Below are 15,657 nucleotides of genomic sequence, written 5' to 3'. Positions count from 1 at the left end.
GGCGAGCTTGTTCGCTCTCGGCTGCACGCGGCACCAACGGCCGCTCCGCAATGCCCCTGTTCCTCGCCCGCCGCTCCAGCGGCCCGGCCGATCCGCGAGCGTCATGACCTTTTCGAATCTCCCCCCGATCCTTGCCGAAGCGCTTGCCGAGCGCGGCTATGCCGAGCCGACTGCGGTGCAGGCCGCCGTCCTGGCCCCCGATGCCGCCGGCCGCGACCTGATCGTTTCGGCGCAGACCGGATCGGGCAAGACCGTCGCCTTCGGTCTGGCGCTCGCCGGCGATCTGCTCGATCGGTTCGACGCGCCGGCCGAACGGCCGCTCGCGCTCATCATCGCGCCCACGCGCGAACTCGCGCTTCAGGTCAGCCGCGAGCTGCAATGGCTGTTCGCCAAGGCGCACGCCCGGATCGCCACCTGCGTCGGCGGCATGGACGCCTCCAAGGAGCGGCGCGCGCTGCGCGGCGGTGCCCATATCGTCGTCGGCACGCCGGGGCGGCTGCGCGATCATCTCGAACGCGGCGCGCTCGATCTCTCCGCGCTCGGCGCGGTGGTGCTCGACGAAGCCGACGAGATGCTCGACATGGGTTTCCGCGAGGATCTCGAGGAAATCCTCGATGCCACCGCCGCCGATCGCCGCACGCTGCTGTTCTCCGCGACGATGCCCAAGCCGATCGTCGCGCTCGCCCGGCGCTACCAGCGTGACGCGTTGCGTATCTCCACCGCGGGCGACGATCGCGGGCACGGCGACATCGCCTTTCAGGCGGTCACCGTCTCCCCCGCGGAGATCGAAGCCGCCGCGATCAACCTGCTGCGCTTCCACGAGGCGGAAACCGCGATCCTGTTCTGCGCCACGCGCGACAATGTCCGGCGGCTGCACGCCACGCTTCAGGATCGCGGCTTCGCCGTGGTCGCGCTTTCGGGCGAACATTCGCAGTCCGAGCGGAACCACGCGCTTCAGGCGCTGCGCGATCGCCGCGCGCGCGTTTGTGTCGCCACCGACGTCGCTGCGCGGGGGATCGACTTGCCGAGCCTCAGCCTCGTCATTCATGTCGAGATCCCGCGCGATGCCGAGACGCTGCAGCATCGTTCGGGCCGCACCGGTCGCGCCGGTCGCAAGGGCACGGCGGTGCTGATCGTGCCCTATCCGCGCCGCAAGCGAGTCGAATCGATGCTGCGCGGCGCTCGCATCCAGGCCGAGTGGATCGACGCGCCGACTCCCGAGACGATCCGTGCGCAGGATCGCGAGCGGCTGCTCGCCGATCTGCTCCAGCCCGCCGAGTTCGACGACGAGGATCGCGCGCTCGCCCAGCGGCTGATGGCCGAGCGCTCGCCCGAGGATATCGCCGCCGCGCTGGTCCGCGCGCATCGCGCCGCGATGCCGCAGCCAGAGGAGATGATCGAGAACACGCCCGAGGCACGCCGCGCCGCGCAGCAGGAGCGGCATCGCCCCGGCTTCGAGGATGTGGTCTGGTTCCGCGCCGACGTCGGACGCCGCCAGAATGCCGATCCGCGCTGGATCCTCCCGCTGCTGTGCCGCCGCGGCCACATCACGCGCAACGAAGTGGGCGCGATCCGGATCGCTGCCAACGAGACCTATTTCCAGGTGCCGCGCGCCATTGCCGGCAAGTTCACTGCCGCGCTTGCGCGCACCGCCCAGTCCGAGGGCGATGAGGAAAGCGTGCATATCGAGCCGTCCGAAGCCCCGCGCGACGTTGCGCGCGCCGGGCCCGGGCCGGAGGGAAGCCGGCGAGCCGCCGCCCCGCATCGCGCGCGCGAGGCTCGTTCGGGCGGGCCGAAGGGCCGCGCCGGTCCGAAGGGCGCCAGGGGAGCCAAGGGTGGGCCACGGGGGCATAAGGCGCGCCCGTCGTGACGCTGGCGATTCTCGTCGATGCCGACGCCTGCCCGGTGAAGGACGAGATCTACAAGGTCGCCTGGCGGCATGACGTGCCCGTCACCATCGTCAGCAACGGCTGGCTGCGCGTTCCCGATCACCCGCTGATCACGCGCGTCGTGGTGAGCGATGCGTTCGACGCCGCCGACGACTGGATTGCCGAGGCCGCCGGCGCCGGGCACATCGTGGTCACTGCCGATATCCTGCTCGCCGACCGCTGCCTCAAGGCGGGGGCGACCGTGCTGGCGCCCGGCGGCAAGCCCTTTACCGCCGATTCGATCGGCAGCGCCATCGCGACTCGCGCGATCATGGCCGATCTTCGCGCGGGCGGCGACCAGATCGGCGGCCCGCCGCCGTTCGGCAAGGCGGATCGCTCGAACTTCCTTCAGGCGCTCGACGCCGCGATCGTGCGGTTGCGGAAGCGCTGATCCGGGCGGCGGAGGGTTTGCGCTGTCCTACAGCCCGCCGCCCGTGCTACCGGGAACAAATGGAGATCACCCCTTCTCGGCAGCGCCGCTCCGCCTCCCGTCGCGCGCCTTCGCGCGCGCGGGGGCGCGCGCACGCGCTGAGGTGCGACTTTAGTGAGACCTTCGGCGGAAATCCGTGGTTTCGACATTCCCGCCCGCAGCGCCTAGATTGGCAGGCACGATGACCGATTCCTCGCTTGGCCTCGAAGAACCCCCGCAGCCGGTGAAGCCGGAGGCGTATCGCGTTCTGGCGCGCAAATACCGGCCGCAGACGTTCAGCCAGCTGATCGGGCAGGACGCGATGGTCACCACGCTGGGCAATGCGATCAAGCGCGACCGGCTGGCGCATGCCTTTCTGCTCACCGGCGTGCGCGGCGTCGGCAAGACCTCGACCGCGCGGCTCGTCGCCAAGGCGCTCAACTGCATCGGGCCGGACGGGCAGGGCGGGCCGACGATCGATCCGTGCGGCGTGTGCGAGCCGTGCGTCGCCATTGCCGAGGGGCGGCACATCGACGTGATCGAGATGGACGCCGCCAGCCACACCGGCGTGGACGACGTGCGCGAGATCATCGATGCGTCGCGCTATTCGGCGGTTTCCGCGCGCTACAAGATCTACATCATCGACGAAGTCCACATGCTCTCGAAGAATGCGTTCAACGCGCTTTTGAAGACGCTCGAGGAGCCGCCGGGCCATGTGAAGTTCCTGTTCGCCACCACGGAGGTGAACAAGGTGCCGGTGACGGTGCTCTCGCGCTGCCAGCGGTTCGATCTCCGCCGCATTCCGGCCGAATTGCTCGCCGCGCATTTCGCGCATGTCGCCGATGCCGAGGGAGTCGAGGCCGAGCCCGAGGCGCTGGCGCTGATCGCGCGCGCTGCCGAAGGATCGGCGCGCGACGGCCTGTCGATTCTCGATCAGGCGATCGCCCATGCCGATATCGAAGGCGGCGGTGTGAAGGCGGAAACGATTCGCGCGATGCTCGGCCTGTCCGATCGCGGGGCAATCCGCGAGTTGTTCGGCCTGCTGCTGGCCGGCGACGGGCAGGGGGCATTACGGGCGCTGCGGGCGCAATATGATCTCGGCGTCGACCCGCAGGCGGTGCTGCGCACCTTGCTGGAAACGGTTCACGGCGTCACGCTGGTCAAGCTCGGCACCGATCCGAGCACGGCGCAGCCGGCCGAGGAACGCGCGATGCTCGAGGAGTGGAGCGTCGACCTGTCGTTCCCCGCGCTCCACCGCCTGTGGCAGCTGCTGCTGAAGGGGCATGACGAGGTCGGCCGCGCGACGATGCCGATCGAGGCGTGCGAGATGGCGCTGCTGCGCGTGATCCATGCCTCGCAGCTTCCCGATCCGGGCGATCTCGCGCGTCAGATCGCCAGTGGCGCGGCGCCTGCCGCTGCCGCTCCCTCCGCACCGGCGCCCGCGGCTCCGGCGGTGCCGCGCGACATGGCCGAACTTGCCGCGCATCTGGAGGAGCACCGGCGCTTCCAGCTTGCGCAGCAGGTCCGCGACTATCTCCGCCCGGTCCGCTTCGAGCCGCCCGAGCTGGAATTCGGCGCGGCGCGCGCGCTGCCGTTCGATTTCGTGCGCGAGCTCGGCGCGGCGCTGCGCGATACCACCGGTGTTCATTGGCAGTTGCAACTGCGCGACGACGCCACAGCCCCTACATTGCACGAGATACAGACCGCGCGCGAAGCGTCGGAGCGTGAGGCCGTATTGCGCTCGCCCGTAGTGGCGGCGGCGCTCGAAGCCTTTCCCGATGCCGAGCTGATCGGCTGGAACCGACCCAGGAGCAAACAGGCATGAAGAATCTCGAAGACATCATGGCGATGGCGCAGAACGTCCAGAACGAGCTGCAAAAGGCGCAGGAAAGCCTCGACACGATCGAAGTCGAAGGCGCATCGGGCGGCGGCATGGTCAAGGTCCGCGCTTCGGCCAAGGGCCGGATCATCGGCGTCGACATCGACGAATCGCTGCTCCAGCCGTCCGAGAAGGGGATGCTCGAGGATCTGGTCGCGGCGGCGATCAACGATGCGCGCGCCAAGGCGGATGCCGCGAGCGCCGAGCAGATGTCGAAGATGACCAGCGGACTGCCGCTCCCGCCGGGGTTCAAGCTGCCTTTCTGAGCGCTGAACCGCTCGTTGTTTTTCCGTAACGGGAACGTCGTTTCGCTTCCTCCGTTCTGAGCGCCAGTCCAGTTGGAGGAAGCAAGATGACGGACGATCGCACGACCACCACCACGGCACCGGCGCCCGCGACGGCCCCGGCCGAGACGCACACCACCGTGATCGAGCGCCGCGGCAGCGGCGGCGGTCTTCTGATCGGCCTCGCCGTGCTGATCCTGGTGGTCGTCGGCGCCATCTTCCTGCTCAACCAGAGCAATCAGGAAGCGGCACAGACCGAGGCGATCACCGGTGCGGCGGAAAGCGTCGGCGATGCCGCGCAGAGCGTCGGCGATGCGGCACAGGACGCAGCCGACACCGTGACGAACTGATGCGGCTGGCAAACCGGTCCCTTCTCCGGGGACCGGGCCGCTTGGCTCGGCGTGAGGCGGCTAGCGCAGGCAGGCGTCGAGGCCCTGCGCCTCGATCGTGCCGATCCCCGCGCGGATGGTGTTGCCCCAGCGCCGGGTGAAGCCGGTCGGGGCGATGCCGGCGCGCTTCTTGGGAAGCGGCAGCACCGCCGCGATCTGGGCGGCTTCCTGCCGGCTCAGCCGGTCGGCGCCGTGTCTGAAATAGCGCTGCGCCCCGGCCTCGACGCCGAAGGTGCCGATCCCGGTCTCGGCCACGTTCAGATAGACTTCCATGATCCGGCGCTTGCCCCAGATCGCTTCGATGAGGACCGTGAAATAGGCTTCCAGTGCCTTGCGGAAATAGCCGCCGCCTTGCCACAGGAACACGTTCTTCGCGGTCTGCTGGCTGATGGTCGAGCCCCCCCGGATCCGCCCGCCCTGGCGATTGCGCTCCCAGGCTTGGCGGATCGCCTCGAAATCGAAGCCGTCATGGCTGCAGAACCGCGAATCCTCGCCGGCGATCACTGCGCGAGCCATATCGGGATCGATTCGCTCCAGCGGCTCCCAGTCGCGCCGGGCGCCATGGCCCTCGATCATATTGCCGATCATCGTCAGCGTGATCGGCGGCGGCACGAAACGATAGGCCGCGACCCACAGCACCGACAGCAGCACCAGCGCCACGATCAGTTTGACCAAACCCACCAGCAGGCGCCGGAGCAGTGGCTTGCGCTTGCGAGATCGTGCTTTTCGGGGAGGTACGGTCGCGCCCTCCTCGCCGAGCGGCTGGAGGTCCGGAAGCGGCCGCTCGCCGAGCGGCGCTCCCATGCGGACCGGCACCTTCGGCGCATCACGGCCGCCGGCCGGCCAGCCTTCGGGCGTGGCGATCTGCACCGGAGTATCGCTCGGCCCGCCCGGCCGATCCTGGTCGCTCTCGTCGCCGCCGCTGGTCATGCCCGATCGTCTGCCGCAGGTGCGCAGCGGCGGCAATTGCCTTTCGCAGCGCGCCTGTCGCCTTCTGGATCAGCCGGCAGGCAGCAGCCGCTTTTCGCCGGCGAGACGCATCATCGCCTTCTGGAGCTTCTCGAACGCGCGCACCTCGATCTGGCGAACGCGTTCGCGGCTGACGCCATAGACCTGGCTCAGTTCCTCCAGCGTCTTGGGATCGTCGGTCAGCCGGCGTTCGGTCAGGATGTGCTTCTCACGGTCATTGAGGTCGTCCATCGCCTCAACCAGCATCTCGTGGCGGACGTCGGCTTCCTGCGTTTCGGCGACGCGCTCGTCTTGCAGCGGCTCCTCGTCCGCGAGCCAGTCCATCCACTGGCTCTCCGAATCCTCGCGCATCGGCACGTTGAGCGAGGTGTCGCCGCCCATCGCCATGCGGCGGTTCATCGAGATGACCTCGTCCTCGGTGACGCCAAGATCGGTCGCGATCTTGGCGACATCCTCGGGCCGCAGGTCGCCGTCCTCGAACGCATCGAGCTTGGCCTTCATCCGGCGCAGGTTGAAGAACAGCTTCTTCTGGGCGGCGGTGGTGCCCATCTTCACCAGGCTCCACGAGCGCAGGATGAATTCCTGGATCGAGGCGCGAATCCACCACATCGCATAGGTGGCGAGGCGGAAGCCGCGATCGGGCTCGAACTTCTTCACGCCCTGCATCAGGCCGATGTTGCCCTCGGAGATCAGCTCCGAAACGGGCAGGCCATAGCCGCGATACCCCATCGCGATCTTCGCAACGAGTCGCAGGTGCGACGTGACGAGCTGCGCCGCTGCCTCGGTATCGCCATGCTCCTGAAAGCGCTTGGCAAGCATATATTCCTGCTCGGGCGCCAGAATCGGGAATTTCTTGATCTCGGCAAGATAGCGATTGAGGCTCGCCTCACCGCCGAGAGCGGGAATCGTCGCGGGGACGTTGCTGCCGCTAGCCATGATCATGTCTCCCTTCGAAGTTGGTGGGGGCGCTCTGCCATGCGAGTCTGCCACCGAAATTTATACGAGAAGCTTACCCAACAGTTCCTGCATGTCCGCAGGCATTTCGCTTCGGAACGCCAAAGCGTGGCTTTTCACCGGATGAATGAACCCGAGCTCGGCCGCATGCAACGCCTGGCGCCGGAAACCCAAGGTTTCCAGCATGCCGCGGTGAGCCGGTCGAGTCCGTCCATATACCGGGTCTCCAAGCAGCGGGTGCCCCAGCGAGGTCATATGGACGCGCACCTGGTGCGTCCGCCCGGTTTCCAGCCGGCACTCGACGAGCGCCGCCTCGCGCAGCGGCCGTACCATCCGATAATGAGTCACGGCGCGCTTGCCACTGCTAACGATCGCAACCTTCTTTCGGTTCGATGGCGATCGCGCGAGCGGCGCGTCCACCGAGCCTTCCGAAGGGCTGAGCCGCCCCGCGACGATCGCCAGATAGCGGCGGTCGATTGAATGGTCCTTGAACTGCCTCGCCAGCCCCTCGTGCGCCCGGTCGGTCTTGGCGGCCACGATCAGCCCGGATGTATCCTTGTCGATCCGGTGCACGATCCCGGGCCGTGCCACCCCGCCAATGCCGGAAAGCTGCCCGGCGCAATGGTGGAGCAGCGCGTTCACCAGCGTACCATCCAGATTTCCGGCAGCCGGGTGCACGACGAGCCCGGCGGGTTTGTCGACGACGATCAGATGCTCGTCTTCGTACGCAACCGACAGCGGGATATCCTGCGCTTCGTTGTGCGCCGGTTCGGGTTCGGGCACCGTCACGGTGAAGATACTGCCCGCCAGCGCCTTGCGCGCCGGATCACGCGCCAACCCCTCGGGCCCCTGGACCTGGCCGGACGCGATCAGCGCCTTCAGCCGCTCGCGGGAAAGGGTGGGGATCGCATCGGCGAGCGCGCGGTCGAGGCGCCAGCCGTCCGCCGCCTCCGCGATTTGTGCCTCAATGCTGGAAACCCCCCGGTTCATTCGTCATTCTAGATGGGAATGCGGACCCGGATTTCAAGATCGGTGCTGGACGGAATCCGGCAGGAATCGGCGGCTGCCGCTCCCTGCGAGGCGTGCGGGCTCCTGTTCGGCGCTGCAGCGGAAATCAGCGGCTGGCAAGCGACGGAAAATGTTGCCGAAACACCCGAGAGCCGGTTCGAAATCGATCCGGCCGCGTTGTTCGTCGCGCTGCGTGCCGAGCGGAGTGGGGGACAGGCAGTAGCTGGCTACTGGCATTCGCATCCGAACGGCTCGGCCGAGCCTTCGGCCACTGATAGGGAAATGGCGGCCGGTGATGGAAAACTATGGCTGATCGTGGCGGGCGAGATCGTGACGGCCTGGCGCTCGAACGGCACGGGCGGGTTTGATCCGATCGGGATCGATCCGATCGCGTGATCGTGCCTCCGCCACCTTCGCTTGATCCGGCGGGGGCGCTGCTGCAAAAGGCATCATGCAAGCTGGAGCGCATCCTTGAACATCAGCCCGACCGAATTCGCGAGTCTCCTCTGTTCCCGCCTGTGCCATGATCTGTTGAGCCCCGTCGGCGCGCTCAACAACGGGTTGGAGCTGCTGGCAGACGAGCATGATCCGGAAATGCGCGCGAGGTGCCTCGAGCTTCTCGGCGAAAGCGCACGGGCATCGGCGAACAAACTGAAGTTCTTTCGGCTGGCATTCGGCGCAGCGGGCGGTTTCGGCGAGACGGTCGATACGCGCGAGGCGCACGCCGCGATCGAGGGGCTGTTCGGTGACAACCATCGCGTGAAGGTCGGCTGGCTGATCGAGCATGCGACATTGCCGAAACAAGCCATCAAGGTGCTGCTCAATCTCGCGCTGATCGGCGGCGATGCACTGATCCGCGGCGGCCAGCTCGATATCGGCGCCGAAGTCGTCGACGGGCAGGTGGAGATCGTCGTCCGGGCCGACGGGCCGCGCATCGTGCTCGATCCCGAGCTGCGCGTCGCGCTAACCGGCGGGTCCGATGAAGTCCCGGTCACGCCGCGCGCGGCGGCGGCCTATCTGGTGCACGAACTGGTCGATCAGGGCGGGGGCGACTTGCAGGTGAGCCCGCCCGACGCGGAAGTGCTGCTCTTCGGCGCCGCATTCCGCGTCGGCTGACCGGCGCGGCACCCGAAGGCGCCGCGCCGAGAGGCGTCAACCCTTGATGTTGATGATCTGGCGCAAGCGGTGCCGGATCGTCACCAGATCCTCCTGCGCCGCCATCACCGCGCCAATGTCCTTGTAGGCGGCGGGGCTTTCGTCGAGCACGCCTTCGTCGACCCGGCACTCGATTCCCTTCACCGCCGCGCGATGCTGGTCGAGCGTGATCGATCGCTTGGCCTGGCCGCGCGACATCGTCCGTCCCGCGCCGTGCGAGCAGCTGCAGAAGCTCTGTTCGTTGCCCAGCCCCTCGACGATGAAGCTGCCGGTGCCCATCGATCCGGGGATGATACCCAGATCGCCCTTGCGCGCACGCACCGCGCCCTTGCGTGTCACCCACACGTCCGCGCCGAAGTGAGTCTCGCGCACGGCGTAATTATGGTGGCAGTTGATCGCCGCCTTGTCGGTCTTGAACGCCGGCAGGTGCTTGCGCAGCGCGTCGAGCGTGCGCGCCATCATGAGCTCGCGGTTGGCGAGCGCATAATCCTGTGCGAAGTGCATCGCCTCGATATAGTCGTCGAACAGTTGCGATCCTTCGCTGAGGAACGCCAGATCCTTGTCGGGCAAGTGGAAGTCGAGCGTCTCCTTCGCGATCGCTTCCTTCGCGGCGTTGATGAAATAGGTGCCGATCCGGTTTCCCGTTCCGCGCGAGCCTGAATGGAGCATCACCCACACGCGATCCGCCTCATCGAGGCACACCTCGATGAAGTGATTGCCGCCGCCCATCGAGCCGAGCTGATCGCCGGTCTTGCCGTCGATCTTGGGATGCTTGGCGAGGATCGCGCGCCAGCGGCTCTCGAACCGATCATACCAGGTCCGCGCCACCGAATTGGGCGTCGCCGCCCATCCGCCCTTGGCATGGTTGGCCTTCTGGTTCGTTTCCATCCCTTTGGGCACCGCGCGTTCGATCTCGGCACGGATCGCGCTCAGACTGTCGGGCAGCTGGTCGGCGGTCAGCGAGGTGCGCACCGCCATCATTCCGCAGCCGATGTCCACGCCCACCGCCGCCGGCACGATCGCCGCGCGCGTGGCGATAACCGAGCCGACCGTGGCGCCCATGCCCCAATGCACGTCCGGCATGCCCGCGATGTGGCTGTGGATGAACGGAAGCTGCGCAACGTTGCGCAGCTGCTGCATCGCGCCGGCCTCGAACGGACCCGCGCTGTCCCACAGCTTGAGGGGATTGGCTCCCGTCTCATGCGTCGAAAACTGCATCGTCGGACACTCCTGTCGCATGGCCCAAACGGCCGGTTGCTGCGCTTTTCAGGGTGTCTGCCGGACCCGTGGGTCCTCTGCCGTCGTCGCCAAGCCACACCCCGAACGGGTGCAGCGACCCGTTCCGTCAACCCTCGCGGGAGACGCTACCGACTTGCGGGTAGAGGCGGGTCGTGGCGGTCATAGCAGGATTCCAGTATCCGAAATGCCGCACCCAGGCAAGCGGAGCCATCCGGCTAACCGCGCCTTAACCACTTCTGCCCCAGGATGTCCGTGCGCATTGCCACCGGGGCCCCATGGACGATCTACTGCAGGAATTCATCGCCGAGACGCGCGAGACGCTGGAGGCACTTTCCGGCGAAATCGTCGCTTGGGAAGCGGCGCCGGGGGACCGGGCGCGGCTCGACGCGATCTTTCGCTTCGTCCACACGGTGAAGGGAAGCTGCGGCTTTCTCGATCTGCCGCGGCTCGGGCGGCTCAGCCATGCCGCCGAGGATGTGCTGGCGCAGGTCCGATCGGGCGAGCGCACGCCCGACCGCGGGCTCGTCAACGCAGTGCTCGCGGTGGTCGATCGGATCGGCGAGATCGTCGAGGCGATCGACGCCGGCAGCAGCCTCGACGACTCGGGCGAGGATCTGCTGATCTCCGCGCTCGCCGAAGGATCGGACCGGATCGCATCGGCGACTGCCCCCGTCCCACAGCGGGCGCCGACGCGCAGCGTGCGGCTGAACGTCGACCTGCTCGACCGAATGATGAGCGGCATGTCGGACATGGTGCTCGCCCGCAACGAACTTGCCCGCCGGCTGCGCGCGACTGAAATCGAGCCGGAGATCGAAGCGGCGCTGGAGCGCATGTCGCATACCGTCGCTGAGCTGCGCGATACCGTGACGCGCACGCGCATGCAGAAGATCGACGCGCTTTTCTCGGCGTTGCCGCGCATGGTGCGCGATACCGCGGCCGGGCTCGGCAAGTCGGTCACGCTCCAGATCGAAGGCGCCGACGTCGAGCTCGACCGCGAGATGATCGAGCTGATGCGCGATCCGCTCGTCCATATGGTGCGCAATTCGATCGATCATGGCATCGAATCGCCTGCCGAACGCCGCGCGGCGGGCAAGAGCGAGAACGGGCGGCTCACTGTGTCGGCGCGGCAGTCTGGCAATCAGATCATCGTCGAGATTCTCGATGACGGCCGCGGGATCGATACCGATCGGCTCATGCGAAAACTGATCGCAAACGGCACGCGCGGCCAACGCGAACTTCAGGAGCTTTCCGAGCGCCAGCGGCTCGAACTGGTCTTCGAGCCCGGTCTCTCGAGCCGCGATGAAGTGACGGAGTTTTCCGGCCGCGGCGTCGGGATGGACGTGGTGCGCGCCTGCATCGAGCAGATCGGCGGCCGAATCGATCTGGACAATGCCCCCGGCAAGGGACTGCGGATCGCGGTTCACGTCCCCCTTACGCTTTCGATCATCTCGGCGATCGTCGTGGGCGTGGGCGATCAGCGCTTCGCGATTTCGCGGCCCAGCATCGAGGAGATCGTGAGCGAGCGCAACGCATCGATCCGAGTCGACATACTCGGCGGCACGCGCGTCGTCACTGTGCGCGAAAGGCGACTGCCGATGGTCGATCTCGGCGCGATGCTGGGGCTCGCGGCACGCGCCGAACCGGGTGCGCGGATGCTAGCGATCGTCAGCCTCGGCGCCGCGAGCTATGCGCTTTCGGTCGATACGGTGATCGACAATGAAGAACTCGTCATCAAGCCTGCTTCGCCCGCAGTGATGGCAGCGGGGCTCTATGCCGGCCAGACGCTGCCCGATAGCGGGCTGCCGATGCTGCTGCTCGACCCAGCTGGAATAGCCGCCACGGCGGGGCTCGATTGCGGCCTCGGCGTGGTTCAAAGCGAGGAAGCCGCAGCGACCGAAACCGAGCAGCCGGGCCTTCCGGCGTTGTTGTTCGTCGATCTGGATGGCGCGCGCCGCACGGTTCCGCTGGGCATTGTCGACCGCGTCGAACAAGTGACCGTGGACAGCATTCGCCGCACGGCCGGGCGGCTGCGTCTCGCGATCGACGGACGGCTGCTTCCGCTCGCCGCGCAGGGCACTTTCGGCGATCGTGACAAGCTCGGCGTGCTGCGTCTCAAGGACGGCGCCAACGAAGTCGCCTACGCGATCGACGAGGCATGCGATATCGTGATGCTGCCGGACGAGATGGCACCCTCGACCGCTCCGGGTCCCGTCGCGGGTGTCGTGCTGTTGGGTGACGAGCAGATCGAGCTGCTCGACGTGCACTGGCTTTTCGCCGAACATCTCGACCGCGACGAAGGCCGGGAGCTCCCGCTGTGTCTGTTGACCGGCGGTGCAGCCGGCTGGATGGGCACCTTCGTTCGGCCGCTGCTCGAAGCGGCGGGGTACCGCGTGGCGCTCGGCCACACGCAGGGCGAAGCGCCGGCGATCGTTCTTTCCGCCGACGATTCCGAAGCGCCGCCGGTCACCGGCGCTCCGCTGCTGCGCCTGCGCAGCCGCCGGGCGGCCGCAGGCGCCGACGATGACAGCATCTATCGGTATGACCGCGCGGGGCTGCTCTCCGCTCTCGAAGCGCGTCTTTCGGCAAAGGGAGGCTGCTGATGCCGCAACTTTATCTCGTCGCCCAGATCGCCGGGCGCTCGGTGGCGATCGATGCCGATCAGGTCGAATCCGTGGTCGATATCGGCGAAGTCACTGCGGTGCCGCGCGCCGACGCGAACGTGCGCGGGCTCGCAGCGCTGCGGAGCCGGGTCGTGACTGTGGTCGACACCAAGGCCGCGCTCGGGCTCGATGCGAGCAGCGACAACGCTCGCCGCGCAGTCATCACGCGAGTCGAAGCCCAGCATTACGCGCTGCTCGTCGATTCGCTCGACGATATCGCGCCGTTCGATCTGCTGCCGCTCGGAAGCGGCGTGGCGCTTGACCGGGCGTGGCGCGCGGCGGGCCGCGGCATCATCGAACGTGACGGCGAACCCATCCTGGTGATCGACCTGGCAAGCCTCGTGCCGGGGCAAGTCGCTGCCGCAGAATGATTTGCCGAGTTAACGTGGCGCTTACGGCTTCTCCCGCACAAGGATGCGGGCGCAAAGCAGGACCGGGGAACGTAACGCAATGAAGAGCTGCCTCGTCGTGGACGACTCGAAGGTCATCCGGAAGGTCGCACGGCATATTCTGGAGACGCTGGATTTCGAGGTACGCGAGGCCGGCGACGGTCGCGAGGCGCTCGATAGCTGTCTGGCAACTCCTCCCGACGTGATTCTGCTCGACTGGAACATGCCGGTCATGAGCGGCATGGATTTCCTGCGCGCGCTCAAGGATTCGGGGCTTCCCACGCGGCCGAAGGTCGTATTCTGCACTACCGAGAACGGCATGGCCTACATCCGTGCGGCGATCGAGGCCGGGGCCGACGAATATGTCATGAAGCCGTTCGATCGCGAGACGCTCGAAAGCAAGCTCCAGATCGTCGGCGTCGCCTGAGCGAAGAGCAGGAGACGCGCTCGTGTCGCGCATCAAGAGTCAGGCGAATCGCGCGACTCCGTCTGCGCCGGAGCATCCCCGCGTCCTGATCGTCGACGATTCGGTGGTCGCGCGATCGGTGCTCGGCCGAATGGTCGAGGCAAGCGGGCGATTCGTTGTCGCCGATGCGGTCAGCGATGTGCGCCGCGCGCTCGAATCCCTGAAGTCGCAGCGCGTCGATGTGATCCTGCTCGATATCGAGATGCCGGGGATCGACGGGCTCACTGCGCTGCCCGATGTCTTGGCGGCGGGCCAGGGTGCCAAGGTTCTGATCGTCTCTTCCTCGGCCGATGAGGGCGGTGCGGCGACCATCCAGGCGCTGGCGCTCGGAGCGGCAGACACGCTCGTGAAGCCGGGCGTGGGCGCGTTCGCGGGCAAATTCGCGGAGGTGCTCGAGGACAAGCTTAGCCGGCTGCTCGATGCTCCCGCCGAAGCTCCTGCCTCCGCTCCGGGCCAGTTCCGACCTGCAGCGGTGCCGGACCATTTCGACGTGGTGGCGATCGGTGCGTCGACCGGCGGCATCCACGCGCTCAGCCAGGTGCTGCGGGCGATCCCGCCGACCTTTCAGGTGCCGATCCTGGTCACCCAGCATCTTCCCGCCTCGTTCATGAGCTACTTCGCGACTCAGCTTGCCGTGCTCGCCAGCAGGCCCTGCGAAGTCGCGACCGATCCGATGCGGATCCGGCCCGGCCGGATCATCGTCGCGCCCGGCGACGCACATCTGCGCTGCGTACGCATGTCCGAAGGCGCGGCAGTGCGCCTTTCGCACGAGAAGGTCGCGAGCGGGTGCATGCCCTCCGTCGATCCGATGTTCGATTCGCTGGCGGAAACCTTCGGCGACCGTACGCTCGGCATCGTCCTGTCGGGTATGGGCCGCGACGGCAGCGAAGGCGCGCGCCGCCTCGCGGCGGCGGGCGGCAGCGTGGTGGTGCAGGATCGGGAGAGTTCGACGGTCTGGGGAATGCCCGGTAGCGTCGCCAATGCAGGCTGCGCCAGTGCGATTCTCCCGCCGGACGAGATCGGCCGTCTGATTGCAAGCCGTCGGCGGCCGGCATGACGGGACCGATGCCCAGCGGCACGATCTCGGCCGGCGCGATGAATCTGATCGCGAGCCTGCTCGAACAGCGCACCGGTCAACAGATCACGGCGAACCGCGTCTGGCGAATTGAGACCGCGCTCAAGACCATGCTGCGCGCCGAGGGACTGGAGTCGGCCGACGCACTCGTGGCGAAGCTTCTCACTCGAGCGGAGCCGAAGCTGGCGGAGCGAGTCGTCGATGCGCTGCTCAATCAGGAGACCTCCTTCTTTCGCGATGCCGCCGTGCTCGAGACGGCCGCCGATGCACTGACATCGCTGCAAGCGGATGTGCCGCATCGCCGACTGCGCATCTGGTCCGCCGCATGCGCGACCGGCCAGGAGCCGCTGTCGCTGGCAATGCTGCTCGCCGAACGCGGAATGGCGGAGGGGGCGCTCGCGCCGGAGATCCTCGCCAGCGATGTATCGCCCAGCGCGCTCGCCCGCGCCCGGGCCGGTCGCTATTCGCAGTTCGAGATCCAGCGGGGACTGCCCGTGCGGCGCATGATCGAATGGTTCGAAGGCGGCGAGGGCGAATGGGTCGCGAAAGCCGAACTGGTCCGCCGCATCCGATTCCGTCGCCACAATCTTGCGGCCGATCCGCCACCGCCGGGCAAGTTCGACTTGGTGCTGTGTCGCAACGTTCTCCTCTATTTCTCGCCGTCGCTGCGCACGCGCGTGTTCGACACGCTCGCCGGGGCCGTCCGCCCCGGCGGGCTGCTCGTGCTGGGAGCGGGCGAGACGGTGATCGGCCAGACCGGCCAATTCCGCCCGAGCGAGCAGTTCCGCGGCTTTTACCGGCTCGCCGACCCGGCGGCCTGCGCCGCCACCGGCTGACCTGACCGAGCGATTGC

Annotated in this window: 16 protein-coding genes; 12 read left to right on the top strand and 4 right to left on the bottom strand. The window is 67.5% G+C overall.

What is annotated here, in order from left to right; translation table 11 throughout:
* Positions 1–103: 103 nt before the first annotated feature.
* The 5 genes from H7V21_RS04225 (at position 104) to H7V21_RS04205 (ending at position 4,850) form a co-directional block, all read left to right on the top strand.
* The gene (locus H7V21_RS04225; RefSeq protein ID WP_188055574.1) at positions 104–1,870 is read left to right on the top strand and encodes a DEAD/DEAH box helicase; all 1,767 of its coding nucleotides are present in this window, start codon (positions 104–106) and stop codon (positions 1,868–1,870) included.
* Positions 1,871–1,872: 2 nt separating this feature from the next.
* Positions 1,873–2,319, top strand: a complete 447-nt coding sequence (locus H7V21_RS04220) for a YaiI/YqxD family protein (RefSeq protein ID WP_188056350.1) — start codon at positions 1,873–1,875, stop codon at positions 2,317–2,319.
* Positions 2,320–2,539: 220 nt separating this feature from the next.
* Positions 2,540–4,162, top strand: a complete 1,623-nt coding sequence (locus H7V21_RS04215) for a DNA polymerase III subunit gamma/tau (RefSeq protein WP_188055572.1) — start codon at positions 2,540–2,542, stop codon at positions 4,160–4,162.
* A complete protein-coding gene (locus tag H7V21_RS04210) occupies positions 4,159–4,482 on the top strand; it encodes a YbaB/EbfC family nucleoid-associated protein (RefSeq protein WP_188055570.1) in 324 nt (107 codons plus the stop codon). The genes H7V21_RS04215 and H7V21_RS04210 overlap by 4 nt, the downstream gene beginning before the upstream one ends.
* Before the next feature lie 86 nt (positions 4,483–4,568).
* Positions 4,569–4,850, top strand: coding sequence for a hypothetical protein (locus H7V21_RS04205; RefSeq protein WP_188055569.1), 282 nt, complete (start codon positions 4,569–4,571; stop codon positions 4,848–4,850).
* A 60-nt stretch (positions 4,851–4,910) separates the two neighbouring features.
* On the opposite strand, the gene mtgA is transcribed toward H7V21_RS04205, so the two are convergent.
* The 3 genes from mtgA to H7V21_RS04190 all read right to left on the bottom strand — a co-directional run bounded on the left by mtgA (position 4,911) and on the right by H7V21_RS04190 (position 7,802).
* On the bottom strand, positions 4,911–5,693 hold the full coding sequence (gene mtgA / locus H7V21_RS04200; protein ID WP_188056349.1) for a monofunctional biosynthetic peptidoglycan transglycosylase: 783 nt from the start codon (positions 5,691–5,693) through the stop codon (positions 4,911–4,913).
* A 195-nt stretch (positions 5,694–5,888) separates the two neighbouring features.
* Positions 5,889–6,794, bottom strand: a complete 906-nt coding sequence (gene rpoH, locus H7V21_RS04195; RefSeq protein ID WP_188055567.1) for an RNA polymerase sigma factor RpoH — start codon at positions 6,792–6,794, stop codon at positions 5,889–5,891.
* Between the two features lie 60 nt (positions 6,795–6,854).
* Complete coding sequence (locus H7V21_RS04190) at positions 6,855–7,802, bottom strand: RluA family pseudouridine synthase (protein WP_188055565.1); 948 nt, start codon at positions 7,800–7,802, stop codon at positions 6,855–6,857.
* Between the two features lie 42 nt (positions 7,803–7,844).
* Here H7V21_RS04190 and H7V21_RS04185 point away from each other — a divergent pair, with 42 nt between their 5' ends.
* Entirely contained in the window at positions 7,845–8,216 is a 372-nt protein-coding gene (locus H7V21_RS04185) for a M67 family metallopeptidase (protein ID WP_262504003.1), read from the top strand.
* 75 nt (positions 8,217–8,291) lie between these two features.
* A complete protein-coding gene (locus H7V21_RS04180) occupies positions 8,292–8,936 on the top strand; it encodes a histidine phosphotransferase family protein (protein WP_188055561.1) in 645 nt (214 codons plus the stop codon).
* Positions 8,937–8,972: 36 nt separating this feature from the next.
* On the opposite strand, the gene H7V21_RS04175 is transcribed toward H7V21_RS04180, so the two are convergent.
* The gene (locus tag H7V21_RS04175) at positions 8,973–10,193 is read right to left on the bottom strand and encodes an RtcB family protein (RefSeq protein WP_188055559.1); all 1,221 of its coding nucleotides are present in this window, start codon (positions 10,191–10,193) and stop codon (positions 8,973–8,975) included.
* Between the two features lie 296 nt (positions 10,194–10,489).
* Here H7V21_RS04175 and H7V21_RS04170 point away from each other — a divergent pair, with 296 nt between their 5' ends.
* The 5 genes from H7V21_RS04170 (at position 10,490) to H7V21_RS04150 (ending at position 15,640) form a co-directional block, all read left to right on the top strand.
* Positions 10,490–12,814: a chemotaxis protein CheA gene (locus H7V21_RS04170; RefSeq protein ID WP_188055557.1), complete on the top strand. Its 2,325-nt coding sequence runs from the start codon at positions 10,490–10,492 to the stop codon at positions 12,812–12,814.
* Positions 12,814–13,245 carry a chemotaxis protein CheW gene (locus H7V21_RS04165; RefSeq protein WP_188055555.1) on the top strand — a complete coding sequence of 144 codons (432 nt, stop codon included), beginning with the start codon at positions 12,814–12,816 and terminating at the stop codon, positions 13,243–13,245. The genes H7V21_RS04170 and H7V21_RS04165 overlap by 1 nt, the downstream gene beginning before the upstream one ends.
* A gap of 79 nt (positions 13,246–13,324) precedes the next feature.
* Entirely contained in the window at positions 13,325–13,690 is a 366-nt protein-coding gene (locus H7V21_RS04160) for a response regulator (RefSeq protein ID WP_188055553.1), read from the top strand.
* Positions 13,691–13,820: 130 nt separating this feature from the next.
* Complete coding sequence (locus H7V21_RS04155; RefSeq protein ID WP_262504064.1) at positions 13,821–14,786, top strand: chemotaxis protein CheB; 966 nt, start codon at positions 13,821–13,823, stop codon at positions 14,784–14,786.
* Positions 14,783–15,640: a CheR family methyltransferase gene (locus tag H7V21_RS04150; RefSeq protein WP_262504002.1), complete on the top strand. Its 858-nt coding sequence runs from the start codon at positions 14,783–14,785 to the stop codon at positions 15,638–15,640. The genes H7V21_RS04155 and H7V21_RS04150 overlap by 4 nt, the downstream gene beginning before the upstream one ends.
* The last annotated feature ends 17 nt before the right edge of the window (positions 15,641–15,657 follow it).

Origin of the sequence: Sphingosinithalassobacter sp. CS137, from assembly GCF_014334115.1 — a bacterium.
GTDB lineage: Bacteria > Pseudomonadota > Alphaproteobacteria > Sphingomonadales > Sphingomonadaceae > Sphingomonas.
Note: the sequence above shows the minus strand (reverse complement) of the source record. Positions and strands in the feature narration are given on the sequence as shown.

Excerpts from the sequence above, each read along its gene's own strand:
- H7V21_RS04215 (WP_188055572.1), top strand. The coding sequence starts at position 2,540 with ATGACCGATTCCTCGCTTGGCCTCGAAGAACCCCCGCAGCCGGTGAAG.
- H7V21_RS04165 (WP_188055555.1), top strand. The coding sequence starts at position 12,814 with ATGCCGCAACTTTATCTCGTCGCCCAGATCGCCGGGCGCTCGGTGGCG.
- rpoH (WP_188055567.1), bottom strand. The coding sequence starts at position 6,794 with ATGGCTAGCGGCAGCAACGTCCCCGCGACGATTCCCGCTCTCGGCGGT.
- H7V21_RS04170 (WP_188055557.1), top strand. The coding sequence starts at position 10,490 with ATGGACGATCTACTGCAGGAATTCATCGCCGAGACGCGCGAGACGCTG.
- H7V21_RS04190 (WP_188055565.1), bottom strand. The coding sequence starts at position 7,802 with ATGAACCGGGGGGTTTCCAGCATTGAGGCACAAATCGCGGAGGCGGCG.
- H7V21_RS04210 (WP_188055570.1), top strand. The coding sequence starts at position 4,159 with ATGAAGAATCTCGAAGACATCATGGCGATGGCGCAGAACGTCCAGAAC.
- H7V21_RS04155 (WP_262504064.1), top strand. The coding sequence starts at position 13,821 with ATGGTCGAGGCAAGCGGGCGATTCGTTGTCGCCGATGCGGTCAGCGAT.
- H7V21_RS04160 (WP_188055553.1), top strand. The coding sequence starts at position 13,325 with ATGAAGAGCTGCCTCGTCGTGGACGACTCGAAGGTCATCCGGAAGGTC.
- mtgA (WP_188056349.1), bottom strand. The coding sequence starts at position 5,693 with ATGGGAGCGCCGCTCGGCGAGCGGCCGCTTCCGGACCTCCAGCCGCTC.
- H7V21_RS04150 (WP_262504002.1), top strand. The coding sequence starts at position 14,783 with ATGACGGGACCGATGCCCAGCGGCACGATCTCGGCCGGCGCGATGAAT.
- H7V21_RS04175 (WP_188055559.1), bottom strand. The coding sequence starts at position 10,193 with ATGCAGTTTTCGACGCATGAGACGGGAGCCAATCCCCTCAAGCTGTGG.
- H7V21_RS04225 (WP_188055574.1), top strand. The coding sequence starts at position 104 with ATGACCTTTTCGAATCTCCCCCCGATCCTTGCCGAAGCGCTTGCCGAG.
- H7V21_RS04205 (WP_188055569.1), top strand. The coding sequence starts at position 4,569 with ATGACGGACGATCGCACGACCACCACCACGGCACCGGCGCCCGCGACG.